Source organism: Streptomyces sp. NPDC047000 (assembly GCF_040644295.1).
In the GTDB taxonomy this organism is placed as follows: domain Bacteria; phylum Actinomycetota; class Actinomycetes; order Streptomycetales; family Streptomycetaceae; genus Streptomyces.
On record NZ_JBEYWE010000016.1, the window covers coordinates 136,577 to 163,084 of the forward strand.

Annotated in this window: 24 protein-coding genes, 1 tRNA gene and 1 pseudogene; 8 read left to right on the plus strand and 18 right to left on the minus strand. The window is 73.1% G+C overall.

Annotated elements, in window-relative coordinates:
* Positions 1-106: 106 nt before the first annotated feature.
* From ABZ862_RS24255 to ABZ862_RS24265, 3 genes and pseudogenes are all read right to left on the minus strand, one after another.
* Positions 107-577, minus strand: a complete 471-nt coding sequence (locus ABZ862_RS24255; protein WP_360961508.1) for a PPOX class F420-dependent oxidoreductase — start codon at positions 575-577, stop codon at positions 107-109.
* A 321-nt stretch (positions 578-898) separates the two neighbouring features.
* Positions 899-2,506 (minus strand): annotated as a pseudogene (locus tag ABZ862_RS24260) (MDR family MFS transporter); the annotation flags it as partial.
* Positions 2,507-2,528: 22 nt separating this feature from the next.
* A complete protein-coding gene (locus ABZ862_RS24265) occupies positions 2,529-3,047 on the minus strand; it encodes a MarR family transcriptional regulator (RefSeq protein WP_360961511.1) in 519 nt (172 codons plus the stop codon).
* A 210-nt stretch (positions 3,048-3,257) separates the two neighbouring features.
* On the opposite strand from ABZ862_RS24265, the gene ABZ862_RS24270 reads away from it, so the two are divergent.
* Positions 3,258-3,452 (plus strand): hypothetical protein, encoded by a 195-nt coding sequence (locus ABZ862_RS24270; RefSeq protein ID WP_360961514.1) that lies wholly within the window; start codon positions 3,258-3,260, stop codon positions 3,450-3,452.
* Between the two features lie 490 nt (positions 3,453-3,942).
* Here the strand turns inward: ABZ862_RS24270 and ABZ862_RS24275 are convergent, their stop codons facing one another.
* The 8 genes from ABZ862_RS24275 to ABZ862_RS24310 form a co-directional block, all read right to left on the minus strand.
* Positions 3,943-4,845, minus strand: coding sequence for an RNA polymerase sigma factor SigF (locus ABZ862_RS24275; RefSeq protein WP_360961517.1), 903 nt, complete (start codon positions 4,843-4,845; stop codon positions 3,943-3,945).
* Between the two features lie 244 nt (positions 4,846-5,089).
* Positions 5,090-5,950 carry an RNA polymerase sigma factor SigF gene (locus ABZ862_RS24280; protein WP_360961520.1) on the minus strand — a complete coding sequence of 287 codons (861 nt, stop codon included), beginning with the start codon at positions 5,948-5,950 and terminating at the stop codon, positions 5,090-5,092.
* Positions 5,951-6,199: 249 nt separating this feature from the next.
* A complete protein-coding gene (locus ABZ862_RS24285) occupies positions 6,200-6,493 on the minus strand; it encodes a Dabb family protein (RefSeq protein ID WP_360961523.1) in 294 nt (97 codons plus the stop codon).
* A gap of 62 nt (positions 6,494-6,555) precedes the next feature.
* Positions 6,556-6,735: a hypothetical protein gene (locus tag ABZ862_RS24290; protein ID WP_360961526.1), complete on the minus strand. Its 180-nt coding sequence runs from the start codon at positions 6,733-6,735 to the stop codon at positions 6,556-6,558.
* A gap of 606 nt (positions 6,736-7,341) precedes the next feature.
* A tRNA-Ser gene (locus ABZ862_RS24295) sits at positions 7,342-7,426 on the minus strand.
* A gap of 89 nt (positions 7,427-7,515) precedes the next feature.
* Positions 7,516-7,947 carry a tRNA adenosine(34) deaminase TadA gene (tadA, locus tag ABZ862_RS24300; protein ID WP_360961529.1) on the minus strand — a complete coding sequence of 144 codons (432 nt, stop codon included), beginning with the start codon at positions 7,945-7,947 and terminating at the stop codon, positions 7,516-7,518.
* Positions 7,948-8,078: 131 nt separating this feature from the next.
* Complete coding sequence (locus tag ABZ862_RS24305) at positions 8,079-8,603, minus strand: hypothetical protein (protein WP_360961608.1); 525 nt, start codon at positions 8,601-8,603, stop codon at positions 8,079-8,081.
* Between the two features lie 278 nt (positions 8,604-8,881).
* Positions 8,882-9,106: a hypothetical protein gene (locus ABZ862_RS24310; RefSeq protein WP_360961532.1), complete on the minus strand. Its 225-nt coding sequence runs from the start codon at positions 9,104-9,106 to the stop codon at positions 8,882-8,884.
* Between the two features lie 94 nt (positions 9,107-9,200).
* Here ABZ862_RS24310 and upp point away from each other — a divergent pair, with 94 nt between their 5' ends.
* Positions 9,201-9,836, plus strand: a complete 636-nt coding sequence (upp, locus tag ABZ862_RS24315; protein WP_360961535.1) for a uracil phosphoribosyltransferase — start codon at positions 9,201-9,203, stop codon at positions 9,834-9,836.
* Between the two features lie 272 nt (positions 9,837-10,108).
* Entirely contained in the window at positions 10,109-10,972 is an 864-nt protein-coding gene (locus ABZ862_RS24320; RefSeq protein WP_360961537.1) for a hypothetical protein, read from the plus strand.
* 106 nt (positions 10,973-11,078) lie between these two features.
* Here the strand turns inward: ABZ862_RS24320 and ABZ862_RS24325 are convergent, their stop codons facing one another.
* Together ABZ862_RS24325 and ABZ862_RS24330 are read right to left on the minus strand one after the other, a co-directional pair.
* Positions 11,079-11,717, minus strand: a complete 639-nt coding sequence (locus ABZ862_RS24325; protein ID WP_360961540.1) for a LytR C-terminal domain-containing protein — start codon at positions 11,715-11,717, stop codon at positions 11,079-11,081.
* A gap of 130 nt (positions 11,718-11,847) precedes the next feature.
* Positions 11,848-12,144 (minus strand): type II toxin-antitoxin system VapB family antitoxin, encoded by a 297-nt coding sequence (locus ABZ862_RS24330; RefSeq protein WP_004943146.1) that lies wholly within the window; start codon positions 12,142-12,144, stop codon positions 11,848-11,850.
* A gap of 534 nt (positions 12,145-12,678) precedes the next feature.
* On the opposite strand from ABZ862_RS24330, the gene ABZ862_RS24335 reads away from it, so the two are divergent.
* From ABZ862_RS24335 to ABZ862_RS24345, 3 genes are all read left to right on the plus strand, one after another.
* Entirely contained in the window at positions 12,679-14,577 is a 1,899-nt protein-coding gene (locus ABZ862_RS24335) for a copper resistance protein CopC (RefSeq protein ID WP_360961611.1), read from the plus strand.
* A 144-nt stretch (positions 14,578-14,721) separates the two neighbouring features.
* Positions 14,722-15,657: a universal stress protein gene (locus tag ABZ862_RS24340; RefSeq protein WP_360961544.1), complete on the plus strand. Its 936-nt coding sequence runs from the start codon at positions 14,722-14,724 to the stop codon at positions 15,655-15,657.
* A gap of 248 nt (positions 15,658-15,905) precedes the next feature.
* The gene (locus ABZ862_RS24345) at positions 15,906-18,881 is read left to right on the plus strand and encodes a cation-transporting P-type ATPase (protein ID WP_360961547.1); all 2,976 of its coding nucleotides are present in this window, start codon (positions 15,906-15,908) and stop codon (positions 18,879-18,881) included.
* Positions 18,882-18,912: 31 nt separating this feature from the next.
* Here ABZ862_RS24345 and ABZ862_RS24350 read toward each other — a convergent pair whose 3' ends face one another.
* The 3 genes from ABZ862_RS24350 to ABZ862_RS24360 all read right to left on the minus strand — a co-directional run bounded on the left by ABZ862_RS24350 (position 18,913) and on the right by ABZ862_RS24360 (position 22,079).
* Positions 18,913-19,632, minus strand: coding sequence for a hypothetical protein (locus ABZ862_RS24350; RefSeq protein WP_360961550.1), 720 nt, complete (start codon positions 19,630-19,632; stop codon positions 18,913-18,915).
* Positions 19,629-21,344, minus strand: coding sequence for a histidinol-phosphatase (locus tag ABZ862_RS24355; RefSeq protein ID WP_360961553.1), 1,716 nt, complete (start codon positions 21,342-21,344; stop codon positions 19,629-19,631). Before ABZ862_RS24355 ends, ABZ862_RS24350 begins: the two co-directional genes overlap by 4 nt.
* Positions 21,345-21,638: 294 nt before the next feature.
* A complete protein-coding gene (locus ABZ862_RS24360) occupies positions 21,639-22,079 on the minus strand; it encodes a hypothetical protein (RefSeq protein ID WP_360961556.1) in 441 nt (146 codons plus the stop codon).
* Between the two features lie 176 nt (positions 22,080-22,255).
* Between ABZ862_RS24360 and ABZ862_RS24365 the strand changes: the two genes are divergently transcribed.
* Both ABZ862_RS24365 and ABZ862_RS24370 read left to right on the plus strand, forming a co-directional pair.
* A complete protein-coding gene (locus tag ABZ862_RS24365; protein ID WP_360961559.1) occupies positions 22,256-22,942 on the plus strand; it encodes a response regulator transcription factor in 687 nt (228 codons plus the stop codon).
* On the plus strand, positions 22,935-24,611 hold the full coding sequence (locus ABZ862_RS24370; protein ID WP_360961562.1) for a HAMP domain-containing sensor histidine kinase: 1,677 nt from the start codon (positions 22,935-22,937) through the stop codon (positions 24,609-24,611). The genes ABZ862_RS24365 and ABZ862_RS24370 overlap by 8 nt, the downstream gene beginning before the upstream one ends.
* A 7-nt stretch (positions 24,612-24,618) precedes the next feature.
* On the opposite strand, the gene ABZ862_RS24375 is transcribed toward ABZ862_RS24370, so the two are convergent.
* Both ABZ862_RS24375 and ABZ862_RS24380 read right to left on the minus strand, forming a co-directional pair.
* Positions 24,619-26,037 carry a 4Fe-4S binding protein gene (locus ABZ862_RS24375; RefSeq protein WP_360961565.1) on the minus strand — a complete coding sequence of 473 codons (1,419 nt, stop codon included), beginning with the start codon at positions 26,035-26,037 and terminating at the stop codon, positions 24,619-24,621.
* Positions 26,034-26,507, minus strand: a complete 474-nt coding sequence (locus ABZ862_RS24380; protein WP_360961568.1) for a hypothetical protein — start codon at positions 26,505-26,507, stop codon at positions 26,034-26,036. The genes ABZ862_RS24375 and ABZ862_RS24380 overlap by 4 nt, the downstream gene beginning before the upstream one ends.
* Position 26,508: the final 1 nt, after the last annotated feature.

A 26,508-nucleotide genomic window follows, 5' to 3' on the forward strand; every position in this document is an offset into this window, starting at 1 on the left:
AGCGGGAGTCCCCGAGACGTCCGCCCGGCTCCCCGGCTGACCGGAAGGGGCGGTGGTCCGACGGCGGACCACCGCCCCTTCCGTGCGCCCGGCGGCCTGCGCGGGCCTACGACCCCGCCACCAGCCGCGCCGGGAAGCCGCCGGTGGCCACCGGTCCCCAGCGCTCGGGGGTGATCCGGATGATCGACTTGCCCTGCTTGACCATCGCCGCCCGGTACTCGTCCCAGTCCGGGTGCTCGCCGGCGATGTTGCGGTAGTACTCGACGAGCGGCTCGACGGAGTCGGGCGTGTCGATGACCTCCGCGGTGCCGTCGACCTGGACCCACGGCCCGTTCCAGTCGTCGCTCAGCACGAGGACGCTGACCCGCGCGTCCCGCTTGGCGTTCCGCGTCTTGGCGCGTTCCGGGTAGGTGGAGACCACGATCCGCCCCGAGTCGTCCACCCCGCAGGCCAGCGGGGACCCCTGGGGGCTGCCGTCGGCACGGCGGGTGAGCAGGATGGCGCGGTGCCGGGGGCGGACGAAGTCCAGCAGCTCGTCCAGCGATACGGCGGTGTTCGTCGCGATGTTCGGTGCCATGCCGGGAAGCCTAGGCGCTGACGGCCGCGGGATGGGTGACCTTGCTGGACCTGTGCAGGGGGCGTCGCAAGGTGCTCGTACGGACGGGTGCCATGCGAACGGCCCGTGACGGGGGCGTGCCGCTGTTCACGGCGCGCCGCCCGTCACGGGCCGGTGCAGGGTTGCGGTGCAGGGACGGTACGACCGGTACCGGGACCGGTCAGGTCAGCCGGTCGGCTTCGTAGCGGCGTCCGTACGGTTTCCCGTGCCGCCCTGGTCCGCCGGTGCGGCCGAGGCCACCGCCACCTGCTGCGGGGCCGTCGCCGGGGCCTCGGCCGGGCCGGCCGCGTCGGCCGTCTCCTCGGCCGTCTGGGACATGGCGCCCTTGGTCCGCAGCGGGACCTCCTTGATGAACAGGGTGATCAGGAAGGCGATCAGGGCCATGGCCGAGGCGATCAGGAAGACGTCGGCGATGCCGTGGCCGTACGAGCTCTCCATGACGTTGCGCAGCGGGGCGGGCAGCTTGTCCATGTCCGGGATGGCGCCGGAGCCCGATCCGGAGGCCAGGGCCGCGTACTTGGGGCCGAGGGCGGTGATGCCCTCCCGGGCGTAGTCGGTGATCCGGGTGGCCATGACGGCGCCGAGGGCCGAGACACCGATCGCGCCGCCGAGGGAGCGGAAGAAGGTGACCGTGGAGCTGGCGGAGCCGAGGTCGCCGGGGGCCACCTGGTTCTGGGTGCACAGCACCAGGTTCTGCATCATCATGCCGATGCCGAGGCCCAGCAGCGCCATGAAGACGGCGGTCTTCCAGTACGGGGTGTCGTAGCGGATGGTGCCGAGGAGGCCCAGTCCGGCCGTGACCAGGACACCGCCGCTGACCAGCCAGGCCTTCCAGCGGCCGGTGCGGGTGATGAACTGCCCGGAGACGGTGGAGGAGACGAACAGGCCGCCGATCATCGGGATGGTCAGCACACCGGACATGGTCGGCGACTTGTCGCGGGCCAGCTGGAAGTACTGGGCGAAGAACACCGTGCCGGAGAACATCGCGACGCCGACGAACATCGAGGCGGCGGACGACAGGGTGATGGTGCGGTTGCGGAACAGCCGCAGCGGGATGATCGGTTCGCTGGCCTTCGTCTCGACGAGCACGAAGACGGCGCCGAGGACGATCGAGCCGCCGACCATCGCGACCGACTGCCAGGACATCCAGTCGTACTTGTCACCGGCGAAGGTGACCCACACCAGCAGCAGCGAGACCGCCGCCGAGATGAACAGCGCGCCCGCCCAGTCGACCTTGACCTCGCGCCGGACGACCGGCAGGTGCAGGGTCTTCTGGAGCACGATCAGGGCGATCACGGCGAAGGGCACACCGACGTAGAAGCACCAGCGCCAGCCGAGCCACGAGGTGTCGGTGATGACACCGCCGAGCAGCGGGCCGCCGACGGTGGCGACGGCGAAGGTGGCGCCGAGGTAGCCGGAGTAACGGCCGCGCTCCCGCGGCGAGATCATCGCGGCCATCACGATCTGGGCCAGGGCGGACAGACCGCCCACGCCTATGCCCTGCACGACGCGGCAGGCGATCAGCATGCCGGGGTTCTGCGACAGGCCGGCCGCCGCGGAGCCGAGGACGTAGATGATCAGCGCCGTCTGGACGAGCGCCTTCTTGTTGTAGAGGTCGGCGAGCTTGCCCCACAGGGGGGTGGTCGCGGTCATGGCGAGGAGCGAGGCGGTGACCACCCAGGTGTAGGCGGACTGGCCGCCGCCCAGCTCACCGATGATCTGCGGGAGGGCGTTCGAGACGATCGTGGACGACAGGATCGCCACGAACATGCCGAGCAGCAGCCCGGAGAGGGCCTCCATGATCTCGCGGTGGGTCATCGGGGCCTGGCCTGCGGGGCCCGACCCGTCCTCGGTGTGGGCCCGCACACCGGCCGGTGTGGTGGTTGCCATGGACTTCCTTCTCTTGTGGGGTCTACGCGGTCGCGGGTGTACGGGGGGACGGCGGAGGGGATCCGGCCGGGGCGAGCGGTGCGGTGTGGGACGGGGTGCGGGAGTGCAGGGAACGGCAGTCGCCGAAGCTCTCCCGCAGCCGGGTCATGAGATGGGTCAGCCGGCCGACCTCGTCGTCGGTCCAGTTGCTCAGCCGCTCGGCCAGCAGATCGGAGACCCGGCCGGACAGTTCGCCGAGCACGGCGTGTCCTGCCGGGGTGAGACTGAGGATGCGCGAGCGCTTGTCCGCCGGATCGGGCAGCCGCTCGATCCAGCCGCGCTCGGCGACATGGGCGACGTGCCGGCTGGTCACGGACATGTCGACGGCGAGCAGCTCGGCGAGCCTGCTCATCCGCATGTCACCGTGCCGGCCGAGCAGCGTCAGGACGGCGGCGGAACCGGACGGGCACTCGGGCGGCAGGATCCGGCCCATGTCCCGTTTCACGGCTCCGAGGGCGCTGAGCTGACGTGCCAGCTCCTCGAACTGCGCCTGCCCCGCCATCGCACCTCCCGTAGGGTCTGTTCACTGTTGTGGTTGCTCTGGGCAACCATATGGGCGTTTGGTTGCTGAAGGCAAATAAATTGGGGACCATCGCTGCAAAAAGTTGGCAAAGGCAAGTATTTCGGAGGTAAATTCGCAGGTGGCCCATGTCGTGGGCATGATGGGCCCCGCACTTGGGTGGATAGCGCGGATTCGCTAGTGTCTCGGGCCATGGCTAACACCCAGGGCCCCCAGGGCAACTACGACCCCGCCGGCAGCACCCAGATGTTCCGCGCGTTCGTCGACGAGGCCCCTCCGGGCCCCCAGCAGCAGGCGGCCTCCTCCGGTCCGCGCATCGGCCTGATCATCGGCATCGTCGTCGCCGTGGCGGTCGTCGCGGCGGTGGCCTGGCTCGCGCTGAAGTAGACCGGACGATTCGGACCGGGCTCCCGCGGGAGGCGCGGAAGCCGGGGGTCACCTCGACGCACCGGCGGTGCCGGGCGTCGGGGCGGTGCGGAGACGGGCGCCGGCGCGGTCGTACGGCCGTGTGAGGCGCTCGGTGTGGACGGGGGTGGCCGTCGGGTGCCCGTGGATCCCGCGCCGGGACACGCGGCGTTTGTGGGGGCCGCCGGGCCCGTCGCTGCCGTGTGTGTGCTCGCACGCCGGGGAGCGCCCCTGTGCCCGTACCGGCCGGGGGCCGGTCCGGCGACTCCCGCGGCACCCGCCGTTGTACGGCCTGGACGGACGACGGCCGCCGGAGCCCCTGAGAGGGTGCTCCGGCGGCCGTTCGCCGTTGCCTCGTGTCGCACGTGTCAGCCGGAGGACCGCCCCGTGCATCGCGTCATGCGCTGCCCCATGTGGCCCGTCACGGTGACTGACGTGCCGTCAAGAAGCGATCCTCCGGGGGTGAGGAACCTCAGTCGGAGATGAGGCCCTCGCGCAGCTGGGACAGCGTCCGGGTCAGCAGCCGGGAGACGTGCATCTGGGAGATGCCGACCTCCTCGCCGATCTGGGACTGCGTCATGTTGGCGAAGAAGCGCAGCATGATGATCCGCCGCTCACGGGGCGGGAGTTTGGCGAGCAGGGGCTTGAGGGACTCGCGGTACTCGACGCCCTCCAGCGCGGTGTCCTCGTAGCCGAGGCGGTCGGCCAGGGAGCCCTCGCCGCCGTCGTCCTCGGGGGCCGGGGAGTCCAGCGAGGAGGCCGTGTAGGCGTTGCCCACGGCGAGGCCGTCGACGACGTCCTCCTCGGACACGCCGAGCACGGCGGCGAGTTCGGTGACCGTCGGGGAGCGGTCGAGCTTCTGGGAGAGCTCGTCGCTGGCCTTGGTGAGGGCCAGGCGCAGCTCCTGCAGGCGGCGCGGCACCCGCACCGACCAGGAGGTGTCCCGGAAGAACCGCTTGATCTCGCCGACGACCGTCGGCATCGCGAACGTCGGGAACTCCACGCCCCGTTCGCAGTCGAAGCGGTCGATCGCCTTGATCAGGCCGATGGTGCCGACCTGGACGATGTCCTCCATGGGCTCGTTGCGGGAGCGGAAGCGGGCCGCCGCGTAGCGCACGAGGGGGAGGTTGAGCTCGATGAGGGTGTCCCGGACGTAGGCGCGCTCGGGGCTGTGCTCGTCGAGTGCGGCGAGCCGCAGGAAGAGGGAGCGGGAGAGGGTGCGGGTGTCGATGGCTTCCGGGGCGATGACCGGGGCCGGAGCGGCCTCGGTGACCACTGCCTCGTCGATGGGGCCGCCGAGTGCGTCGATCGCCTCGGGCGCGGTGTCGCTCTTCTGGAGCGTGAGCACCTTCGAGCTGCCCTGTTCTGCGGACATGCCACCCCCTTTGGGTCGCGGGACGGTCGGGGCGGCGTTCCTCGTCGAGGAATGCAGCCTTCACCTGAATACCGGAGCCGGAGCCACGGCAAACGCTCTTCCCGCAGAATGTCACATGTCGGCAACACGCTGTAGTGACATGTCGACATGTGAGTAACGAAACAGCCCTGGAAAGAAGGGGTCTGACGGTGTATCGGTGGACAAGTGTCGGGAAGTGACCCGGTGGGTGATTCGCTCCTTACGGTTACGTCTCGATCCTGTTTGCGGATCTCAGTCGCTGGAAGCTACGGGCCAGTAGTCGCGAGACGTGCATCTGGGACACCCCGAGCTCCGCGCTGATCTGCGACTGGGTGAGGTTGCTGTAGTAGCGCAGCAGCAGGATCCGCTGCTCGCGTTCGGGCAGCTGGACGAGCAGATGCCGTACCAGATCGCGGTGTTCGACCCCGTCCAGCGCCGGGTCCTCGTAGCCGATCCGGTCGACGAGCCCCGGCAGTCCGTCGCCCTCCTGGGCGGCCTCCAGGGAGGTGGCGTGGTACGACCGTCCGGCCTCGATGCAGGACAGCACCTCGTCCTCGCCGATGCGCAGCCGCTCGGCGATCTCGGCGGTGGAGGGGGAGCGCCCGTGGGCGGTCGTGAGGTCCTCGGTCGCGCTGTTGACCTGGACCCACAGCTCGTGCAGCCGGCGCGGTACGTGCACGGTGCGGACGTTGTCCCGGAAGTACCGCTTGATCTCGCCGACGACCGTCGGCATCGCGAACGTGGGGAACTGCACGCCCCGGTCCGGGTCGAAGCGGTCGATGGCGTTGATCAGGCCGATCGTGCCGACCTGGACGACGTCCTCCATGGGCTCGTTCCGGGAGCGGAAGCGGGCGGCCGCGTAGCGCACGAGCGGGAGATTGGCCTCGATGAGCGCCGTGCGTACGCGGTGGTGCTCCGGCGTGCCCGGGCGGAGTTCCTTGAGCTGGGTGAAGAGCACCTGGGTGAGCGCGCGGGTGTCCGCTCCCCGGCGTTTCACGCCGGGGAGCGCCTCGGCGGGCGCCGGAGGATGCGGGACGGGGGCCTCCTCCTGGGGCGGCGCAGTACTGGCCGGCACGGTCAACGCCACCTCTTCTTCGGTCAATCATCCGTCAAAAGCGGTCATAGCATCACAAGACATGTGCACTGTGTGCAAGCACCCCATAGCGCCGTGTTGAGGGCGAGTTGGGTGGCCGTGAGCCGCTGGGCGGACCGCCGGGAGCGGTGCCGGGACGGCCGCCGCCCCTCCCGGCACGGCAAAGCCCCCCACCGGACGGCGGGGGGCCGGATGTGCGCGGGGCCCGGAGGCGTGCCGGCGGGCGTGGCCGGCGGGGATGCGTCAGTAGGCGTAGTCGGCGATCACCCAGGTGGCGAACTCCCGCCACAGGCCGACGCCGGCCTGGTGCGCGGGGTGCTCCACGTAGCGGCGCAGGGACTCCGGGTCGTCGAAGCCGGAGTTGATCGCGAAGTCGTAGGCGATGGGCCGGTCGCTGATGTTCCAGCCGAGTTCCCAGAAGCGGATCTCCGGGATCTCGCCCTCCAGCGCCTCGAAGGCCGCCACGCCCGCCCGTACCCGGGGGTCGTCGCGCCCGACGCCCTCGTCGAGCCTGAAGAGGACCAGATGGCGGATCATGACTGCTCCCGGGGGATGCGGGCGGCCGGCGGTGCCCGGTCCGCCCGGCGCGGCACTGGTGGTCAGTTGTGGGCGCCGTCGGCGAGCCAGGTCATGAAGTCGCCCACCGCCTTGGCGGCGTCCGATATGCCCTGGAAGCCTATCTGGACGTAGTCGGCCGCCTTCGCCGGGTCCGTGATGATCACGTACAGCGCGAAGACCACGAGCACATAGACGGCGATCTTCTTCGCGTTCACCGCCATGTGCGGCCTCCCCTGTGACTGCTGTCGCCCTACGTGGCTGCTGTGGCCCCAAGTCTCCTTGTCACCGGCGCGAGTGTAACCACCGCGCGCCCCCATGCCCGTAATAGGGACCAATGGCCCGCACGCCAAGGGCCTTTGCCGGTCCCGCGGAAACACCCGCGGCCCCAAGATGGATTCCGGGCCCAGGGGATCTGGCAGGAATCCCAGGGCCGGGACGGACCCCACTGCGGGGTACACGCCGTGACCTCCCCCGTTACCGGCGTGTACTTGAGGGTCCGGGTCTGCACCGGGGGAGACGACGCACATCCCCCGCGCCGTCTCCCCCGAATTCCCTTCTCCGGCGCCTCTCGCGCCTTTTCTGCATGCGCCTCTCGCCGCTCTTGCATCTCTCGCGCTTCTCGCGTGCCTTCTCCGGCATCACGCCTCTCGCGCCTCGCGTCTCTCTTACGCCTCTCGCGCCTCTCTTACGTCTCGCGCGCCCCGGCAGCTCTCTCGCGCCTTTTGGGCCTCGTCGGACGCTCGGCCTCGCCGGACGCTCTGCGCACGTGACCGGGACGGACGCGGAAGGGGCGTCCGGTTCGATGAACCGGACGCCCCTTCTCTCTGCGGTAGCGGAGGGATTTGAACCCTCGGTGACTTGCGCCACACTCGCTTTCGAGGCGAGCTCCTTCGGCCGCTCGGACACGCTACCGAGGGAGACTTTACAACACGGTGGGCCGTGGTCCGAAATCCGTTCCGCCGCAGCCCGGTGGCAGGGCGGCCCCGGGTGCCGACGCGGTTTCAGCGGGCGCGGAAGAACTCCGTCAGGAGGCGGGCACAGCCGTCGGCGAGGACGCCCTCGATCACCTCGGGCCGGTGGTTGAGGCGCCGGTCGCGTACGAGGTCCCAGACGGAGCCGGCCGCGCCGGCCTTGTCGTCGCGGGCGCCGTAGACCACCCGGTCCACCCGGGACTGCACCAGGGCCCCGGCACACATCGGGCACGGTTCGAGGGTCACGACGAGGGTGCAGCCGGTCAGCCGCCACTCGCCGAGCCGTGCGGCGGCCCGGCGCAGCGCGAGCACCTCGGCGTGGGCGGTCGGGTCGCCGGTCGCCTCGCGCTCGTTGTGCCCGGTGGCGAGCACCGTCGTACCGTCCGCGGACAGCACGACGGCGCCGACGGGGACGTCTCCGCCCGGGACGGCCCGCCGCGCCTCGTCCAGGGCGAGCCGCATCGCGGCCCGCCAGCGGTCGCGTACGGGATCAGGGGCCGGGCCGGGGGCCGGGCCGTCGGTGTTGCCTGGGCCGGTGGTGATGTCTGGAGCGCCGTCTCCCGGGTTTCCGGGGTTCTCCCGGGCCCGGGCGGTCAGCGGACGGTCTCCAGTACCTCCGAGGCGCCCAGGGCCTCGGCGATCGAGCTCAGCGCGTCCTCGGCGTCCAGGCCGCGCAGTTCCTTCTCGTCGACGCCGAGGTCGTCGAGGACCTCCGCGTCGCCGACCGGTCCGTGCGGGACCGCTTCGGCGGCGGGGCCGTCCTCGTCGTCGTCGGTCTCACCGTCCTCGGTGCCGTCGAGGTCCAGCGACTCCAGGTCGGTGCCGTCGTCGCCGGGCTCCCGCCCGAGCAGTTCGTCGGTGAGCAGGATCTCGCCGTACGAACTGCGGGCGGCGGCGGCGGCGTCCGAGACGTAGATGCGCGGGTCCTCCTCGCCGTCCACCCGGACGACACCGAACCATGCGTCTTCCTGCTCGATGAGCACGAGGACCGTATCGTCGTCGGTCGAGGCTTCACGGGCCAGGTCGGCCAGATCCGACAGGGTCTCCACATCGTCGAGCTCCGTGTCGCTCGCTTCCCACCCGTCTTCGGTGCGCGCGAGCAGTGCGGCGAAGTACACCGTGACTCTCCCACTGGTCATAGGCGTGCCGGTTGGGGGTCCCCCCGGCGGAGGTTCTGGGCGGGAAGAGCTGGGCTCCGAGCCCCACCCACTCGGAATCGTGGCAGAAACCAGGCGCTCAGGGGATGTCTTCGACCCCCTGTGTCCGGCTGTTTCGGCCGCTCGTCCATGGAGGACTCACCAGCGCACTCGTTGCCGCCACCTGCGGATCGTACGCGGGTTTTCCCCGCGGCCGGTCACGGCCTTCCGTACAACGCGCGCCCACGGTGTGATCTTCCCTACCACCGGAACGTCCGCATGCGCATCGCGTGCCGCAGCCGGGCCGCCTTGGCGCGCCGCGGCTGGACCCGGTCGCGCAGTTCGCGGGCCTCCGCGAGATCGCGCAGGAACTGGGCGCGGCGGCGGCGCCGCTCGGCGTCGGTCACCGGCGGGCGGCCCGCGACGGGTATCTCCGCCGGTGCCTCGTCCCCTTCGCCGGAGGCGCTGTCGGGCAGGTCAGGCATGGGTCACCACCTCGGTCCGTCCCGTCCACCTTCCCTCGCCCAGGCGGTTTGATGCCAGCAGCCGAGGGCGGCGAGCGCGGCTACTGTTGTGCACATGCGTCTCCACGTCGTCGACCACCCCCTGGTCGCCCACAAGCTCACCACGCTGCGCGACGAGCGCACCGACTCCGCGACCTTCCGCCGGCTCGCCGACGAACTGGTCACCCTGCTCGCCTACGAGGCCACGCGGGACGTACGCACCGAAGCGGTCGACATCCGGACCCCGGTCGCGTCCACCACCGGCGTCAAGCTGTCCCACCCGCGCCCCCTGGTGGTGCCCATCCTGCGGGCCGGGCTCGGGATGCTGGACGGCATGGTCCGGCTGCTGCCCACGGCCGAGGTGGGCTTCCTGGGGATGATCCGCGACGAGGCGACCCTGAAGGCCTCCACGTACGCCTCCCGGATGCCGGAGGACCTGTCCGGGCGTCAGGTGTACGTGCTGGACCCGATGCTGGCCACCGGCGGCACGCTGGTCGCCGCGATCGAGGAGCTCATGCGGCGCGGCGCCGACGACGTCACCGCCGTGGTGCTGCTGGCCGCGCCGGAGGGCGTCGAGGTCATGGAGCGCGAGCTGGCGGGCAAGCCGGTGACGGTCGTGACGGCGGCCATCGACGACCACCTCAACGAGCACGGCTACATCGTCCCGGGCCTCGGCGACGCGGGCGACCGGCTGTACGGACTGGCCGGCTGACGAGCCGCCCGCCCGCCCGGCGGCCGATGCCGGGCCGCGGCCGATGCCATGCCATGCCGTGCTGTGCCGTGCCGGGCCGTGCCGACCCGAGGGCTCGGGCCGCGGGTTCGGGCCGCGGGTTCGGTGGGTGCGCGGTTCGGCCGGTGTGCGGTTCGGCGGGGCATCGGGCGTGCGGGCGGGGCGACCCGTCCACCGGGCGGGGCGTCTCGCGGCCGTGCCGGTGTGCACCGGCCCCTGTGTCCGGCGCCGGACCGCCTGGGAGGATGACGCGCATGGAAGCAGCCTTCGCCCGTGCGGTCTGGCAGGTCCTGGAACCGCTGCACGCGGTCACGTACTTCGCGCCGGAGAGCCGTGAGGCCAACCGGGCGGTCGGCCTGCGCGGCTTCTGGATGGGCTACTTCGCGACCCGGGCCGCGCCGCTGGGAGCGGTGACGGCCGGTGCGGTGGAGGCGGCCTTCTTCAACTTCCACCCCGCCATGGTGCGACGTGCCGTCCCCGGCGCCTGGGGGTTCGCCGCGCCCGAGGCCGTGCTCCGCGCCCGCGCCGGGGCGGCCACCGCGGCACTGCGCCGCGTGGTGCCGTCGGTGGCGGACGCGGCGGCGCGTCTCGTCCCGCTGCTGGAACGGACGGTCGCCGTCGCGGACGGCGCCGGGCGCCCGTTGTTCGCCGCCAACCGAGGCCTGCCGACGCCCGAGGACCCGGTCGGCGCCCTCTGGCAGGCCGCCACGGCGCTGCGCGAGCACCGCGGGGACGGCCATGTCGCCGTGCTGACCGCCGAGGGCCTGGACGGCTGCGAGGTCCATGTGCTCTTCGCCGCGTGCGAGGGCGTGCCCGCGGCGGTGCTGCGGGACAACCGCGGCTGGTCGGAGGAGGAGTGGCAGGCGGCTTCGGACCGTCTCGCCGCACGGGGACTGCTGGAGAGCGGTGGCCACCCCACCGCCGAGGGACGCGGTCTGCGCGCCCATGTCGAGGCCCGCACCGACGCCCTCGCCGTCCGGCCCTACCGCGCCCTCACCCAGGCCGAGGCCGACCGGCTCCTCGGCCTGCTCGGCCCGCTGGCCGACCAGGTCCTCACGTCCGGCACCATCCCGTTCCCCAACCCCATGGGCCTTCCGGCCCGCCGTGAACGGACGTGACACGACGGTGGCCGCGCGGGTTCGCGGTGCCGGGCAGGCCCGGTCCGCGGGTGCGTATGCCGCCCGCGGGTGCGTATGCCGGGGGACGTGTACGGTTACGGCGCCGTCAGCAGGGCTTCTTCGACGCGGTGGCCGCCGGCTGCGGTGCGGTCAGCGCGGTCAGCGCCTGGTCCGCCGACGCCTTTTTGTCGAGCGTCTTGAAGGCGTCGCCGATGATCAGGTCGACGTCGGCGCCCTTACGGGCGTCGGTGCGCAGCTCGGCACCGCCCACCTGGGTGCCGAGCACCGGCAGGGCGGACTTGAGGGACGACAGCGGGCCCAGCAGTACCGCGCTGCCGGTGACCTTCTTGTCGTACTCCTTGGCCGCGTTGCCCACCTCGCCGATCTTGAAGCCGCGCTTCTTCAGCTCGTCCGCGGTGCCCTTGGCGAGGCCGCTGCGGGCCGTGGCGTTGAACACGTTGACGGTGATCTGGCCCGGCTTCGGCAGCACCGCCGCGACGGTGGGCGACGGGCTCGCCTTGCCGGCGCAGCCGGACTTGACGGAGGCCGCGGACGCGGTCCTGCCGCCGCCCGTGAACACGTCGATGAGCTGCAGCGTTCCCCAGCCGAGGACCCCCAGCACGGCGACGCCCGCGACGACGATGAAGACGAACCGGCCGCGTCGCCGGGGAGGGCGCATCCGAGGGAACTTGTCCCCCGTGATCCGGTACTGGCCGCCCATGCCGGGGGGAGTCAGCATGCTCATGAGCGCAGCGTAGTGCGCCGGAGCTGCAATGCCTACTAGATGATCATTCGACGCCGAGGGAGCACCCGAAAGGGCCAAGCGGGCCCCCGGGACCGACGGCCGGAGGAGCCCCGCGACGGACCGCCCCCGGCTAGTCCAGTTCGAGGACGCGGGCGTGCAGCACCTGACGCTGCTGGAGGGCCGCGCGGACGGCGCGGTGGAGGCCGTCCTCCAGATAGAGGTCGCCCTGCCACTTCACGACATGGGCGAACAGATCGCCGTAGAAGGTGGAGTCCTCCGCCAGGAGGGTCTCCAGGTCGAGCTGCTGCTTGGTCGTCACGAGCTGATCGAGGCGGACCGGGCGCGGCGCGACGTCCGCCCACTGCCGGGTGCTCTCCCGGCCGTGGTCGGGGTACGGCCGGCCGTTTCCGATGCGCTTGAAGATCACACGGAAAGCCTACCGGCCAAGCGGTTCCGGGCGCAGCCATGGCGGCGGAGTGTGGGGCCGGAAAAGACGGGGGAAAAGCCGCAGCAATGGAGATCAAGGTGTCGAAACGGCCCGTCCTGGCGCGGCATGGCGCGGCGTGGCGCGGGTCCAACATCACACCGGACGCGAGGAGCCCCGGCAGCGGCCGAGGCAGCGGTCACCCCCGCGGTTGCACCGACGGTGACAGCGCTTGCACCGGTCGCCACATCGGCGGTCGAGCGGGCGGTCACGTCGGCGGTCGCACGGGCGTCGCACCGTGCGCGGGGCGGCGGGTGCGGGGCGCGTGTCCGCGGGTCCGGGGGACGGGACGAGGTTTCCGCACGTTCCGGCGCGCCGCGTGAGCGGGGCGGACGTTCTGTCCGTACGGGATACGGAGCAGGAGTGACGGAGCGACGACGGAGCGGCGACGTGGAGCGACGGCCGAGCGGGGAAAGCACCGGGACGGCGGACGGCGGGCGCGGCACCCGGCGGGCACCCCTGCCGCGCCGGTGGGGTGTGCCGGGCGCGCTGGCCGTCCTGGCGGTCCTCCTCCCCTTCCTCCTCCTCGGTACGGCGGCCCCGGCATCGGCGCACGCGGCGCTGCGCGGCTCCGATCCCGCCGACGGGAGCGTCGTCGCGTCCCCGCCCCGCTATGTGACGCTGACCTTCAGCGAGTCGGTGGGCCTGCTCGACGACTCGTTCCGCGTCCTGGACCCCGGCAACAAGCGGCTCGACACCCCCGGACCGGAACACGCGCCGGGCCGTTCGGACACCGCCCGGGTCAGGCTCCCCGGCGGGCTCGGCACCGGCACCTTCACGGTGGCGTGGCGGGTGGTCTCGGCGGACAGCCACCCGGTGTCCGGCGCGTTGACCTTCTCGGTCGGCAAGCCCTCCCCGACCCCGCCGCCGGTACCGGTGTCCCCCGTGGAGCACCCGCTCACGGGCGGTCTCTACGACACCGCCCGCTACGCCGCCTACCTGGCCGCCGCCCTCCTCATCGGCACCGCGGCCTTCGCGGCCCTGTGCCGCCCGCCCGACCGCGGCCCCCTGCGCACGCTGCTCAGGTCCGGCTGGTGGATCCTGGCGGCCGCCACCGCCGTACTCCTCCTGCTGCGCGCCCCCTACGAGACGGGCACCGCCCCGGTGACGGCGTTCGACGCGTCGGCCCTGCACCGCACCCTGACCGGCCGTCCCGGCCAGGCCCTGCTGGCCAGGCTGGCGCTGCTGCTGTGCGCGGCCGTTCTCGCCGCCCGGACACGCCGGGCCGGCGGGACGGCCCCGCCCGCCGTCCTGGCCGCCGGCGGCGCCCTCTCCGTCGGTCTCGCCCTGACCTGGGCGGTCTCCGACCACGCCTCCGCCGGTGTCCAGGTACCGGTGGCCATCGCGTCGTCGGTGCTGCATCTGCTGGCGACGGCGGTGTGGCTGGGCGGCCTGGCGGCGCTGCTCACGACGCTGTACCGGACCCGGCCGGACCGGGCCCTGGTGCTCTCCGTCGTGCGCTTCTCCCGGCTGGCGTCCGGGGCGGTGGCCGTTCTGGTGATCACCGGCGTCTACCAGTCCTGGCGCGGCCTGGGCTCCTGGCAGGCGCTGACCGACACGCCGTACGGCCGTCTGCTGCTGCTGAAAGTGGCCGCGGTGACCCTGCTGCTGACCATCGCGGACCGCTCCCGCCGCTGGACGGCCCGATGGCGACCGGCGGTGGCTGTGGGGGCGGCGGGGGACACTGAGGCCGCGGCGGAGGAGCCGGAGATGGCGGGGACGAAGGTGATGGCGGTGGCGGCCGGCCGGAACAAGGCCGAGGGCCGTGACGAGGCAGGCGCCGCGACGCCACCCGGCGCGACGCCACTACCCGCTGGGCCGTCCGCTGCTCCTGGGACCCAGTCGCCCCCGCCTCCGCCCGGAACCGGCGACGACCCGACGCCGGCCGCCTTCCACCGGGCGCTGCGCCGCACGGTGCTGGCCGAGGCCGCGGTGGCCGCCGTGGTCCTGCTGCTGACGACGCTGCTGACCGGCACCGTGCCGGGCCGGGCGGCGAAGGAGGCGGAGGAGGCGGGGGCCGCCGTCGGCCTGCCGGTCGCGGCGGTCACGGTGATCCCCTTCGACGTCGGCACCCCGGGCGGCCGGGGCACGGTGCAGATCACCTTCGATCCCGGCCGCGTGGGCCGCAACTCGGTCGAGGCGGTGGTCTTCGGTCCCGACGGCGGCCTCGCCGGCGTCCCCGAACTCCGGCTCTCCCTCACCCTGCCCAGCCAGAGGATCGGTCCGATCGACGCCAAGGTGACCGACCTGGGCGGCTACTGGGGCACCGGCAGCCTCACCGTCCCCGTCGCCGGAACCTGGACGGTGAAGGCGACGGTACGGGTGTCCGACCTGGACCAGGTGACGGTGTCGAAGCCGGTGCGGATCGCACGGTAGCCGTACGAACCCCGCCGACGGACCCCGGCCGTGGCCGGACGGGCCCATGGCGGGAAGGGCCGTACGGCCCGACGCTGGAGATAGGGGACAAGGGAGGAAAAAGGGGAGCACCGGCGTCTTCGGACGGAGAACGGAGGCAGGGTGATGAGCGTCAGCGGACTGGTGGTCGTCGGTGTGGACGGCTCGGCCTCCGGCCTCGGGGCGGTGGAGATCGCGGCGCACGAGGCACGGTTGCGCGGAGCGGGGCTGCGGGTGGTGCACGCGTTCTTCTGGCCCGCGATGCACGTGCCGCTGGGGCGCTCTCCGCTGGGCCCGCCCGAGGGCGGGATCCGGAACATGGTCGAGCGTCTGGTGGCCGAGGCGGTGGAGCGCGCCCGGGCGGTGGAACCGGACCTCGACGTCAGCCATGTCGTCATGACCGGCGAGCCGCTGACCGTCCTGGAGGCACAGTCGAGGGACGCCGAGCTGGTGGTGGTCGGGTCCCGGGGCATGGGAGGGTTCGTGGGACTGCTGGTCGGCTCCACCGCGGTGCATCTCGCGGCGCACGGCCGGTGCCCGGTGCTGGTCGCCCGGGAACGGACGCGGCGGGAGGGAGCCGCGTCGGCGGACGGGCCGGTGGACCGGCAGACGGACGGGCCGATCGTGCTCGGTGTGGACGGCTCCGTCGCCGGTGAGCGGGCGGTGGAGTTCGCCTTCGCCGAGGCCGCGTTCCGCGACGCGGGCCTGGTCGCCCTGCACGCCTGGACCACGTGGAACGCGCCGCTGCCCGCCCCGCCGGACCCGTCCGAGCCGTACTCCGCCCCGCCCGGCGGCCTCGCCGAGGAGGAACAGAGGCTGCTGCACGAGGCCCTCGCCGGGCATCAGGAACGGTACCCGGGGGTGAAGGTCGAGCACCGGGTCCTGCACGGCAGCACCCGGGAGGCGCTGATCGAGGCGAGCCGGTCCGCGCAGCTGATGGTGGTCGGCGCGCGCGGGCGGGGCGGGTTCGCCGGGCTGCTGCTGGGCTCGGTCAGCCAGGCCCTGCTGCATCACGCGCACTGCCCGGTCGCGGTGGTACGGGGCACACTCGGCCCGCAGTGAGACCCACGGACCCGCGCCCCGGGGGCTGGGGGCTGGGGGCTGGGGGTGGCGGGCCGGCAGGGCGATGGACCGGCAGGCCGTAGACCGGAAACCCGGTGGACCGGCAGGCCGCGAACCGGAAGGCCGGCGGACTCCCGAAGGCCCGCGGACCCGCGAACCTGCGGGTCCGCAGGTTCGGGGACCGGCGGTAGTCGTCAGGCGGCAGGGGTGCCTGGCGGCGTACCACGTGACGGCAGGGGAGAACCGCGATGCGTGATCCGGCGACCGTGGACACCGGCACGGACAAGGGCGGCGGAGGCCAGGGCAGGAGCAGCGGGGGGAGGGACACGGCCGCCGTCCCCTCGCCCGGCCCTGTGCCGCCCTCGCCCCCGCCCGTGAGCGATGCCCACCGGCTGCCCGCCGCCGAGATCGCCGCGCGGCTCGGTGTCGACCCCGTCACCGGTCTCACCGCGGCCGACGCCCGGCGGCGCACCGCGGCCTGGGGCGCCAACGAGCTGGCCGAACCGGCCCGCCGTCCGCAGTGGCTGCGGCTGCTCGACCAGTTCCGCAGTCTGCTGATCGGCATCCTGATCGGTGCCGCCGTGGTCGCCGCGGTCATCGGCGACATCAAGGACGCCGTGGTCATCGCCGTCGTCCTCCTCATCAACGCCACCATCGGCTATCTGCAGGAACGCCGTGCCGAGCGCAGTCTGGAGGCCCTGCGCGGGATGCTGGTGCCCACCGCCCGGGTGCGCCGCGACGGCGAGGTGACGGTGGTTCCGGCACGGGACCTGGTGCCGGGCGACGTGGTCCTGCTGGACGCCGGGGACCGCGTACCGGCCGACGGACGTCTCGTCGTCGCCGAGTCCGTCGAAGCCGCCGAGGCCGCGCTGACCGGTGAGTCGCAGCCGGTACCGAAGACCACCGCGCCCACCCCGCCCACCGGGGACGCCGGGAGCGCCGGGACCGGGGACGCCGGGAGCGCTGGGGGTGCGGCCGTACCCGTCGCCGAGCGCACCGCCATGCTGTTCATGAACACCGCGCTCACCCGCGGCCGGGCCGAGATGATCGTCACGGCCACCGGGATGCGCACCGAGGTCGGCGCGATCGCCGAGGCGCTGCGCAGCGGGGCCGAGCCGCCGAGCCCGCTCCAGGTGCAGATGGACAGCCTCGGCCGGCGCCTCGCGCTGGTCAGCGGCGTGGCGGTGGCGGCGTACGCGCTGGTGGCGCTGGTACGCGGCGAGGACACCGCCGATCTCGCACTGCGGGCGGTGGCGCTGGCGGTCGCCGCGATCCCCGAGGGACTGCCCGCCGTCCTGGCGCTCACCCTCGCCCTCGGCGTCTACCGCATGGCCCGGCGCGGCACCATCGTCAAACGCCTCGCCTCCGTCGAGTCGCTGGGCTCGGCGACCGTGGTGTGCAGCGACAAGACGGGCACCCTCACCCTCAACGAGATGACCGCCCGCGCCCTGTGGGCCGCCGGCCGCCGCTACGACGTCACCGGCGAGGGCTACGGCGTCTCCGGCACCCTGCGCACCGCCGACGGCGACGGCGGTACCGACGGCGGCCACGGCGAGCCGGATCCGCTGCTGCGCGAGGCGCTGCTGCCGTTCGCCCTGTGCAACGACGCCCGCGTCACCCCCGGCCGGAACGGCGGAGGCGTCATCGGCGACCCCACCGAGGCCGCCCTGGTCGTCCTCGCCGCCAAGGCCGGTCTCGACGCCGACGCCCTGCGCGCACGGTCACCGCGCACCGGGGAGGTGCCCTTCGACCCGGCCGCCAAGTTCATGGCCACCTTCCACACCGACGCCGACGGCCGCACCCGCGTCCACACCAAGGGCGCCGTCGACGTGCTGCTGGACCGCTGCTCCCACGTCCTGACCGGGCACGGCCCCGTCCTCCTCACCGACGAGCGCCGCCGTACGGTCGTCGAGGCCGCCCGGGAGATGGGCGGCCGGGGCCTGCGCGTCCTGGGCGCCGCCACGGCCACCCTGACCGTCACCGGCGGGACGGACGGCCCGGATCCGCGGGCGGTGACGGGCCTGACGCTCACCGCCGTGGCCGGTATCGCCGACCCGCCCCGTCCCCAGGCACGCGACGCGGTGGCCCTGGCCCGGGCCGCGGGGGTCGCCGTCAAGATGATCACCGGCGACCACGCCGACACGGCGGCCGCCGTCGCCCGCGAACTCGGGATCACGGGAGACGTCGTCACGGGCGCGGAGCTGGACGCCGAGCGGGACACCGGGCGGGACGCAGGGCGGGACACCGGGCGGGGCGGCAAGCGGGACGACGCGCCGGATGCCGCGCCGGATACCGGACCGGGTGACGACGACCGGCTCGCGGAACGCATCGAGAGCACCGGCGTCTTCGCGCGGGTCGCGCCCGAGCACAAGGTGCTGATCGTCCGCGCCCTGGCCCGGCGCGGCCACATCGTGGCCATGACCGGGGACGGCGTCAACGACGCGGCGGCCCTGCGCGCCGCGCACATCGGCGTGGCGATGGGCGTCACCGGCACGGACGTGGCCAAGGAGGCCGCGGACATGGTCCTCACCGACGACGACTTCTCGACGATCGTCCGCGCCGTCCGCGAGGGCCGCTCCATCTACGACAACATCGTCACGTTCGTCCGCTTCCAGCTGTCGACCAACATCGGGGCGATCCTCACGCTGCTCGTCACGGTGCTGGCGGGGCTGCCCGCGCCGATGTCCGCCATCCAGCTGCTGTGGATCAACATCATCATGGACGGACCGCCCGCGATGGCGCTGGGCGTCGACCCGCCGCGCGGCGACGTGATGCGCAGACCGCCCCGCTCGCCGGACGAGCGCATCCTCGGCATCCGGCGTCTGACCGCCATCACCCGGGCGGGCGCGGTCATGGCTGCGGGCACGGTGGCCGTCTTCGCCGCCGCCCGCGAGCTCACCGGCGGTGCGACGGCGGCGACGATGGCGTTCACGACGTTCGTGCTGTTCCAGCTCTGCAACGCCCTCGCGGCGCGCACCGAGGACGGCCCGGTCCTGGGCCGCCACCAGCTGTGCAACCGCGTCCTGTGGATCAACCTGGCGGCGGTCCTGGTGTGCCAGGTCGTCGCCGTGCAGGCGCCGTTCGCGCAGGGCGTGTTCGACACGGTCGCCCTGAGCGCCGCCCAGTGGGCGGTCTGCCTCGCCACGGCGTCCACGGTCCTGCTGGCCGAGCACGCGTGGCGAACGGCGGCCGGAGCACTGCGGCGGCACACGGACCGCGGCTGACCGCCGACGGGCCTGTCAGGCGGTCAGCCGGTCAGGCGTGGTCGGCACAGCAGGGGGTGGGGTCGGGCACCTCGAACGGTGCCAGCGTCCCGCCGACGGCCGGGACGAGAGCGAGCGTCAGCCGTCCGTCCCGCCATTCGGGCCGTACGTGATCGCGGGTGAGGACGGGGGTGGCGGGGTCGGGTCCGCCGTCGTCCGGGCCGCCGGGGCCGGCCGGTGCGCCGATCACGGTGATCCGTTCCACGGCGCTGAGTCCGAGCACCTCGGCCACGGTGACCGTGCCCGTGAGGCGGTCGGAGCCGGGGTAGAGGACGGCGCGTCCGCCGAGCCGGCCGCCGTGTTCGCCGGCGGCGAGGGCGGCGGCGGAGACGCCGGCGGGGGAGCCGTGGGTCCGTTCGCCGAACACCGCGCCGAGAACCGGGGGCAGGTGGCCCCCTTCCTCCACCGGTCCGGTGATCCGCTCCCACACGGCGTCGGCGTCGGTGACGACCGCGTCGGCGACCCCGTCGGCAACCGCGTCCGCGTCCGTGGCCGTGTCCGGGCCCTCGGGGAAGGCGAACGACACGACGGTGCCGCGGCGTTCGTCGGTGCGGACGAGGTGGGTGCAGACGACCGTCCCCGGCGGGAGGCCGCCCAGCCGTGCCACGAGGTCGTGGACCAGATGGTCGGCCTCGGCCAGGGACACCGTCCCGGCGTCCACCCCGATGACGGGGCGGACGCCGGGCGCGGCATGCGTACGGGTACCGCTCATGCGGGCAGGACCCACATGGGGTTGGAGTAGAACCAGAGGTCCTTCCACGGGTCTGCGTCGCCGACGACGTCCATGGCCGGGCCCACCGGGTCGACGGAGGCGCCCTTGAGGCCGACGGCGGAGCGGTTGCCGTCGGTGCCGCGCAGCCGGACGTAGACCGGTTTGTCGACCTTGCCGAGGGAGTAGGTGAGACGGACCGTACCGGTGGCCTTGTTCACCTCGAAGGACTTCACGACCTTGGTGGCGGGCGTGGTGAAGACGTCCCTGTCGGCGACCGGGCCGGTGACGTCGCCCTGGATGACGTCGACACGGGCCAGCGTGGGCACGAACTGCGACCAGTTCGGGCCGCCCGCGAGGCCGATCTCGACGATCAGGTCGACCTGGCTGCCGCGGCGCACGGTCAGCGTGTCGCCGAGGGTGACGGCGCGGTTGCCGGAGCGGAGCTGGGCGTTGAGGCCGCTGATGAGACCGCCGTGGTCGACCCAGACACGGCCGGCGCGGATGCCGTCCATGACCGCCTTGTAGGAGAAGGAGGAGGCACCGACGTGCGTGCGGGAGTACTGGCCGGGCCAGTAGTCGCCGTCGGAGAGGTCCATGACGCCGCCGTAGACCGGGTCGTCGTAGCGGCCGTTGGCGTTGAAGTCGCTGTTCGGGCCGCGCACCGAGGTGTCGGTGTAGACGTTGTGGGAGTCGGAGTTGGCGGTGATCCACCACGGCTTGCCCTCGGCGAGCAGGCTGTCCCACAGACCGCCGACGGTGGCGGTCATCCAGTCGAAGCCGCCCCAGGTGCGGTAGCTCTCCAGCGGGTACGCGGCGAACGAGTCGGCGCTGGGGCTGTTGTCGTAGTAGCCGCGGCCGGAGCCGGGACCCTGCGGGGCGGCGATACCGGCGGCCTGGTGGCCGGGGGCGCCCTCCATGCCGACGGCGATGCGCGGCTGGGCGTCGCGCCAGCCGCGGATCTCGTGCGGGGAGTCGATGCCCTTGCGCGCCGGGTGGTTGGCGAGGAACAGGGCGTCCTTCACCTTGCGGCGCTGGATCTGCTCGGCGAGGAAGTTGACGCCGGCGATGGCGAGGGCCTCGTTGGCCGCGGTGTTGGCGGTGGCCTTCTTGACCGAGCCGTCGAAGGAGTTCTCGAACTCCTTGAGGACGGCCACCTCGTTCCTGCCGGGGTGGACGAAGACGGTGCCGTGCTCGGCGGCCGGGATGTTCCACTCCAGGCCCTGGAAGACCAGGGTGTCCTCGATCTTGTCGCGGGCGGCGACGATGTCGGGGTTGACCTTGTCCACACCGATCTTGGCGTGGGCGTCGCTGCCGTGGTCGGTGATGACCATCCAGTCGAGGCCGTGCGCGTTGCCCTGGCGGACCTGGTCGATGACGCGGTACTTGCCGTCGGAGCTGTGCTGCGTGTGGATGTGGTGGTCACCGGACAGCCACAGGTAGCCGCCGGACCGGTCGCTGCGCGAGCCGGAGGACGCGGGCACCGCGGCCGCGGCCTGCCCGGCACCGGCGAGCACGCTGCCGGCGGCGAGCCCGGCCCCGAGCAGACCGGTGCGGCGCAGCATGGAGCGGCGCGAGAGCTGGCCGGGCGTCAGCTCGGCGTCCGGGACGGAGAGGTCGAGGGCGGGCGGCAGCGAAGTGGCCTCCCCGCTGTCGTGGTCGTGATGGTGGTGTCCGGAACCGTGGCTGTGACTGTGGCCGTGGCTGTGGGTCATTACTCAACTCCCGCGGGCGGCAGGGACGTGCAGGCTGGGGACGTGCAGAGTCTGGGAAGCCCGGTTGAACGACGGGGGTCGGGCCGGTGCTGCGCCGCCGAACGGCTGATGTGCGGCGGGGGTCCGGGCCGGGCGGGAGGCCTGCCGGAGCGGACGGCCGGGTCGGAAATGAGCCACGCGCGTCCGACCGGTGGACGGCACATGACGACGGGCCGGCAGCCGCCGCCCGGTGAGGGGAGGGGGGCGGCTGCCGGCCCGTGCGCCTGGGGGTGGTGCGGCGGTGGTGCGGTCGCGTCAGTCGTCGTAGCGGTCGTCGCCGCCGTGGCCGCTGCCGCTGCCGTGGCGGTCGTGGCCGTTGTCGTCCGTGCCCCTGTCGTCCCGGCCGTTGTCGTCGAGACCGTCGTGGCGGCGGTGGTCGCCGTGGTCGTCCGGCGTGGCCTGGGCGGACGGCGTGGAGCGCGCCGACGGCGTGGCCGTGGAGTCGTCGCGGCCGGTGTGGTGGCCGCTGTCGTCGGGGGTGCCGGTCGCGGTGCCGGCGGTCGGGGCCGGGTGGGCGGTGTGGCGCCGGTGGCCGGGGGCGTCGTCCGTGCCGCGGCCGTGGCCGGGGGTGCGGCCGTGGTCGTCGGTGAGGGTCATGGCGGTCGCGGCTCCGGCGCCGCCGAGCAGCAGGGCGGCGGTGAGCAGGGCGGCGGCGGTGCGGTGACGGCCGTTCAGGGAACGCTGGAGAACCTGCATGGCGGGTGGTCCTTTCCGAGGTCCGGCGGGTGGGCCCGACGTGGGGGCCCGACGTGTGGGTCTGCCGTACGGCGTCTGCCGTCCGGCTTCATGGGGACCACCGTGCGCCACCGATCCTGAAGCCCCGCTGAACGATCCTGAAGATCGCTTCAGCAACGGTCTGAGACGCTGGCCCCATGCGCCTGCTGATAGTCGAGGACGAGAAACGCCTCGCCACCGCCCTCGCCCGGGGCCTCGCCGCGGAGGGCTTCGCGGTGGACGTCGCCCATGACGGCGTCACCGGGCTCCATCTGGCGCAGGATCAGGACTACGACCTGATCGTGCTGGACATCATGCTGCCCGGCCTCAACGGCTACCGCGTCTGCGCGCAGCTGCGGGCGTCCGGTGACGAGACGCCGGTGCTGATGCTGACCGCGAAGGACGGCGAGTACGACGAGGCCGAGGGCCTGGACACCGGCGCCGACGACTACCTGACCAAGCCGTTCTCCTACGTCGTCCTGCAGGCCAGGGTCCGCGCCCTGCTGCGCCGCCGCACCCGGTCCGCCGCGCCCCTGCTGCGGATCGGTGACCTCACCGTCGACCCCGGTGCCCGGCGTGTCGAACGGGCCGGGACGGACATCGCGCTCACGGCGAAGGAGTTCGCGGTCCTGGAGCATCTCGCGCTGCACGCGGGCCGGGTGGCGTCGAAGGCGGAGATCCTGGCGCACGTCTGGGACTTCGCGTACGACGGGGACCCGAACATCGTCGAGGTGTACGTCAGCGCCCTGCGCCGCAAGATCGACGTACCGTTCGGACGGCGGTCGATCACCACCGTGCGCGGAGCGGGGTACCGGCTCGAGGCCGGCGGCGGCCGTGATGCGTAGCCCGTTCCGGCTGCCGCGCCCCTTCGCCTCCGTACGGTCCCGGGCCGCGCTCGCCGCCACCCTGGTGGTGTCGGTCGCGCTGATCGTCACGGGGATCGCCGTGACGACCGTGCTGCGCGACAACCTCACCGACCGGGCGACCCTGGAGTCGGAGATCGCCGCGCGGACGGTGGCCGGTTCGCAGCAGGCGCTGAACGGCGACTTCGGGACGGGCCGCGGTTCCCCGGACCTCCCGGACGCCGGAGGCCGGCTGGTCCGGGTGACCGACTCGACGGGCGCGGTGCTGGCCGCCTCCGACGACGCCGTACGCCGCCGGAGCGCGATCCCGGACTACGCGCCCGCCCCGAGGACGACCGCGACCCCGTCCCCGACCGCCACCCCGGCCGCGACACCGACGTCGGTGTCCTCGGCGGCCTCGGTGTCCTCCGACGATCACGGACACCGCCGGGGCCGCGGCAAGGGCGGCGGCGAGGACGGCAGTGGCGGCGGCGGTGACGACGTCGGTGACGACAGCACCGGCGGCAGCACCCCCGTCGGCGACGACAGCTACAGCACCCCGCCCCGCGGCGAGGTCGGCACGGCGGTCGTCGTACGGACGGTCCCCGTGCGACTGCCGGACGGCACCGTACGCGACTACCGCTTCGCCGCCGTCCAGGGCACGACGTACGACGGCCGCACGTACACCGTCTACGCGGGCACGTCCCTCGCCGACGCCCAGGCGGTCCTGGACCAGGTCGAACAGGCGATGCTGGTCGGGCTGCCGTTCCTGCTGCTCGTGGTGGCCGGGGTGACGTGGCTCGTCACGCGGCGGGCGCTGAGACCGGTGGAGGGCATCCGGGCGGAGATGGCGGAGATCACCGGCAGCGGGGACCTGACGCGCCGCGTTCCCGAACCGGCCTCCCGGGACGAGATCGCGAGGCTGGCCCGCACGACCAACGAGACCCTGGCCGCGTTGCAGGCGTCGGTCGACCGCCAGCACCGTTTCGTCGCGGACGCCTCCCACGAACTGCGCAGCCCGATCGCGTCGTTGCGTACCCAGATCGAGGTGGCCGACCAGCACCCGGGCCTGCTGGACACCAAGGACCTGCACCAGGACGTGGTACGCCTCCAGCACCTGGCCGCGGACCTCCTCCTGCTGGCCCGCCTCGACGCGGGCGAACAGCCGGCCGGCACCGCGTTCGACCTGACGACGCTGCTGCACGAGGAACTGGCCCAGCGTCCCGCCACCGACCGCGTCACCCCGGTCCTGACGGTCCCCGACGACCCCCTGGAGATCCGGGGCAGCCGGAGCCAGCTCTCCCGGGTCCTGGCCAACCTCGTGGACAACGCGCAGCGCCACGCGGCCACGGCCGTCACGGTCACGGCGGCCCGGACCGGCGGCACGGTCACCCTCACGGTCGCCGACGACGGCGACGGCGTCCCCCCGTCCGACCGGGAGCGGATCTTCGAACGCTTCGTCCGCCTCGACGAGGCCCGCAGCCGCGACGAGGGCGGCGCGGGCCTGGGCCTGGCCATCGCCCGGGACGTCGTGCACCGCCACTCCGGCACCCTCACGGTGACGGACTCCCCGGTGGGCGGCGCCGCGTTCCGGGTCACGCTCCCGGCCTGCGGCAGCCCGGCCCCCGGAGCGGGAGCCTGGCTGCCGCCGCAGACCGGCGGCACCGCCTGACCGCCCCTCACATGCGCATCGCCATCGGCAGGGCGAACAGGTACACGTTGAACGCGCCGAACACCAGCAGCAGGACGGCGTACGGCGCCAGGGTCGCCCAGGTCCGCGCGGCGGCGGGCCCGGCGGCCCCGCCGGGACCGGCGGATCCGGCCGAGGGGGCCGTACCGGCTGCTGCCGGGCCGCGGGCGATGCGCCAGGCGGTGTACGCCGAGCCCGTGACGCCGAGGGCGACGACGGCGTACTGCAACACCTGGATGGTGCCGGTCGGGACGAACGCGGTCGAGGCGCCGTACGACCCCTGGCGGCCCAGTGCCTCGAGGGCCGTGTAGAACACCGACCTGCCCTCGGCCAGCAGATGGAACAGGTTGTGCGCCACGTGCCCGGCGACGTCCAGCGGGATGAGCGCGTACCCGAACCGGGTGAAGTTGTCCCGCACCGTGCCGCCCGCCACCCGGGATGCGACGAACGAGGCCGCCGCGAGCAGCGCCGCCGGGACGGCGATCGCCACCGCGAACGCGGCGGTGAAGATGACCCCGCGGCCGGTGATGCCGAAGGTGCCGGAGATCCAGTCCAGTACGTCGTTCCAGACGCCGAGCATCGTGATGTTCTGGATGAAGACGATGCCCATGATCGCCACGGCGAGGAAGGTCTCCTCGATCCTCGGCCTGCGGACGAACCACAGCTCCTTGGTCGGCGGACGCAGCGTCAGCGTGATCGCGTCGTTGGGGCAGTTCTTGACGCAGTTGGCGCACAGGTTGCAGTTGGCGGACGAGTCCATCGTCCGGGGGAACTCGAACAGCGGGCAGGCGGGCGCCGCGTCACCGCCGTTGAAGCACGCCGCGCGTGCCGTGCAGGTGGCGCAGATGCCGGTGTCGGCGCGCAGCGCGACCGCGCCGGTGCGGGCGTAGTTGCCGGAGAGGCCGCCCAGGAAACACAGGTACCGGCAGAAGGTGCGGCGGGTGAAGAAGGCGCCCGAGACGACCACGGCGGTGGTCATCAGCAGGAGCAGCATCCCGGTGCCCCACGGCGACTCCACGATGCCGAAGACATGGTCGGCCCAGGTGATGGCGATGAACTGGGCGTCGATGATCCAGATGCCGTAGCGCTTGAGGAACCGCGGCACCGGCCGGTTGACGCCGACCAGCCGCTGCACCAGGTCGGACAGCTTGCCGAACGGGCAGACCGTGCACCACGCCCGCCCGACGGCGACGAACACGACCGGGATCAGCGGCCACCACAGCACCCAGACCAGGGCGGTGCCGAGGTTGTCGTGGGCGGCCTGGGGTCCGACGAGGAGCTGGTAGACGACCACGGCGAACACCGCCGTCGCCGCGTACTGGAGCACCCCGGGGTACCAGCGGCTGCGGGCGACGGCGCGTACGGGCTTGTAGTCGAGGAGGTTGCGGCGTGTGGGGGTGACGGTCATCGCCCGGCTCCCTTCCTGGCGGCGCGCGTACGGCGGCGTACGACGGCTGCGGACGCCATCACGCCCCCGTTGACGACGCCGAACGCGCCGAGGACGGCGGTGCGGGGGTGGTCGGTGTCGGTGGTGGTGGTCTGCCCGTGGGTGTGAGACCCGCTCATGCCCGGCATGTCCATGCCGTCCATGCCCTTCATGTCATCCATGCCGTCCATGCCGTCCATGCCGGGCATGTTGCTCATCCCGTGGCTGTGGGTGTGGCTGTGGCCGGGGCTGTCGGTGTGGCTGTCGCCGTCCACGGAACACGTGGCGCCGGTGCCGTTGGCGGAGAGGGTCGGGAACGGGTCGGGGGTGGCGCTGCTGCTCGACGAACCGGTCGTGGGGGACTGGCAGGCCTGTGCGGCGGAGGCGCCGAGGAACGCGATGGCCGGTACCGCCAGACAGACCACGGCGGCGCGTCGGAGGACGTGTTTCATC